General features: G+C 73.3%; 2 protein-coding genes. One reads left to right on the forward strand and one right to left on the reverse strand.

All coding sequences use genetic code 11. From position 1 onward, the window contains the following. Positions 1-437: 437 nt before the first annotated feature. On the forward strand, positions 438-1,376 hold the full coding sequence (locus tag CCN72_RS36825; protein WP_086812656.1) for a L,D-transpeptidase: 939 nt from the start codon (positions 438-440) through the stop codon (positions 1,374-1,376). Positions 1,377-1,864: 488 nt separating this feature from the next. On the opposite strand, the gene CCN72_RS36830 is transcribed toward CCN72_RS36825, so the two are convergent. Continuing rightward, positions 1,865-2,981 (reverse strand): class I adenylate-forming enzyme family protein (locus CCN72_RS36830; RefSeq protein WP_086812655.1); only part of this gene is annotated, 1,117 nt, incomplete at its 5' end.

Below are 2,981 nucleotides of genomic sequence, written 5' to 3' on the forward strand. Positions count from 1 at the left end.
GTCGTTCCGGAACGACAGACGCGAGCCCGGGTGGCGGTGGGAGTGCTCGTGCACGGCCATGATGGTGGTCCCCTCTGGCATGCCCAGGTCCTGTTTTCGTTGACGGCTCCACTTTCCCGGCGGGAACCGCCCGGCGCCGGAGGCCGAAGGGCTCCGGTGGTAGGGCCCAACGTCCCTGTGCGCGGGGGCGGTTGGCGTGCCGCGGCCCGGGGCAGGGATCGGCGGACCGACGAGGACGGCGCCGGGACCCGTTCCCCTGTCCGGCGACGCACAGGAGTTTGGGACACTCTTTGCGCGGGACACGCAACTGAGGTCCGCCTTCTCCTTGTCTGCCAGGGAGTCGGGCCCGTCAGGGCCGAAGGTACGAGAGAGCGGGGTAGTCAGTGGGACGGCGCAAGGGCAGCATAGGGATCGCACTGGTCACGGGTGCCGTGCTGATGGGGGCGAGCGCCTGCGGCGGCGGCAGTGGCAATGGCTCCAACACGGTCGGCGGTGACGCGAAGGCGCCGGGCAAGTCGGCCCCGAGCGCCTCCGCTTCGCCGACGAAGCCCGCGGGCCCGCCGATGCTGCTGGACACGATCACCCCGCAGAGCGGCACCACGGTGGGCGTGGCCATGCCGATCTCGGTGGTCTTCACCGACCCCGTGGCGGCCAAGGCACGGGCCACGGTGGAGAAGCACATGAAGGTCAGCACCTCGCAGCCGGTGGCGGGCGCCTGGCACTGGTTCGGCGACAAGCGCGCCGACTGGCGACCGAAGACCTTCTGGCCCTCCGGCACGAAGGTGAAGATCGACGCCGACATGGAGGGGGTCAGCAACGGCGCCGGACGTTACGGCGTGCACGACTACACGCACACCTTCACGATCGGCGACGACGTCCGCGCGGATGTCTCGGTCACCGGCCACACCATGAAGGTGACCCGCGACGGCAAGCTGGTGCGCACCCTGTCCATCAACGCGGGCAGCCCCCAGTACCCGACGTGGAACGGCATCATGGCCGTCATCGACAAGCAGGAGAAGGTCCATATGACCTCCTGTAGCGTCGGCATCAGCTGTGACAAGGGCAGCCCCAACTACTACGACCTCACGCTGCCCTGGGACGTGCACCTGACCCAGAGCGGTACGTACGTCCACTACTCGACCGGCGACCCCACGCCGGGCGGCGGCAGCGCGCGTGGCTCGCACGGCTGCGTGCACCTGTCCCTGTCGGACGCCAAATGGTTCTACGGCCAGGTCAAGCAGGGCGACCCGGTCACCATCACCGGCTCGTCCCGTGCCAAGGCGGATCCCGACAACGGCTACGCGGACTTCAACCTGGACTGGCCCCAGTGGCTCGCGGGCAGCGCCTCCGGTGAGGGCACGACCTCGGCACTGTGATCCACCGCCGCTCGGTGTCCCGGGCGGCCCGGCGTCGCCGCGGTCGCCCACACCGAGCGTCGTCCCGCCCACGCGCGGGCCGCGGGGTGCCGGGGGTCCGTGCGCCGGAGGACGGCGCGGAGGAGATTCCGCTTCCTCCGGACGGGTCCGTGGACGACGGGGTCGCGTGGGTCGCCGGGCTCGCCGACGCCGGCCGGGAGCGCGGTCGGCGGCCCCGGGACACGCCCGCCGACAGGCGGGCCGAACGGGCCGATGTGCACCTTCGGAGTCCGGCGCCCGGCCCGGTTCGGCCCGCCCGAGCAGTCCGTGTTCCCGCACGGGCAGCGCGTCGTACCGCCGACTCTCCCGTCGCGACCCTCGGCACGCGTACGGGGCTCCCGGTCGTGCCGGACCGGATCCGCGAGGTCGGCGACGGGCCCCGCTGTCCCCGGCGCCGCGACCGGCCACCGAGCCCCGGACCACCGCGCCCCCGATCGCCGAGGCCCCGATCACCGTGGCCCCAGGGACCGGTCCCTCTCCTGCCGGGCCGCCCACGCGGTCAGCGTCCGGTAGCAGATCTTGCCGGTGGGGCCGAGCGGCATCTCGTCGACCAGCAGCAGGAGTTCGGGGTGTTTGCGGCGGCCAAGGCCGCGGGACAGCAGGTGTTCGGTGAGGTCGGCCGGCGTGGGCGCGGGGGTGCCGGGGGCCGGGCGGATGCAGGCGCACAGGCGTTCCCCGAGGTCGGGGTCGGGCACCGGGACGCACACCGCCTCGGCGACGGACGGATGGCCGCCCAGTTCGTGTTCCACCTCGGCGAGGCTGATGTTGAGGCCGCCGCGTACGACGATGCGCTTGAGCCGGCCCAGGACGTGCAGCCTGCCGTGCTCGTCCAGGCGGCCCAGGTCGCCGGTGCGCACCCAGCCGTCGGGGGTGCGGTAACGGGCGTTCAGCTCGGGCGAGTTGACGTAGCACAGGGGTGTCATCGGGCCCAGTGCCTCGATCTGGCCGCTTTGTCCGGTGGGCAGCGGGCCTCCGTCGGGGCCGGTGATCCGGATGCGGGCCACCTTGGGGTCGGGGGTGCCGACGCTGTCGCCGGTGGGCCGGCTCTCCCCCGCCGTATGGCAGTTGACGCCGTCCGAGGAGCCGTAGACGGTCACCACCGGGCGGCCGAAGCGGCGGCGGCACGCCTCGGCGACGGCCGGTGGCAGGGCGGCGCCGCTGGAGACGACGGCGCGCAACGACGAGGTGTCCTCGCCCGGTCGGGCCGGGAGGTCGGCGATGCGGCGCAGCATGGTGGGCACCGCGAACAGATGGGTGGGGCGGTGCTCGGCGATCATTCGGAGCGCGCCCGCCGGGTCGAACCGCGAGGGCACGATCAGGGTGCCGCCGAGGACGGCGAGGGTGACCGGCGTGCCGAGGGAGCCGAAGGAGGAGGCCAGCGGCACGAGGACGAGGTGGCGGGCCGGCACCGCGGGGTCCGGGTGCAGGGTGCGGACATAGCGGGCCCGGCCGCCGGCGAGGGCGTGATGGCTGTAGGCGACCATCTTGGGTTCGGTCTCGGAGCCGGAGGACACCAGGATGCGGGCGGGCCCGTAGGGGTCGACGGGCCCCGGCCGCCAGGGTTCG

It is taken from the genome of Streptomyces murinus, assembly GCF_002154555.1.
Classification (GTDB): Bacteria; Actinomycetota; Actinomycetes; order Streptomycetales; family Streptomycetaceae; genus Streptomyces; species Streptomyces murinus.

Bases quoted from the DNA above. Each gene is read 5' to 3' on its own strand.
- CCN72_RS36825 (WP_086812656.1), top strand. From the start codon at position 438: ATGGGGGCGAGCGCCTGCGGCGGCGGCAGTGGCAATGGCTCCAACACG.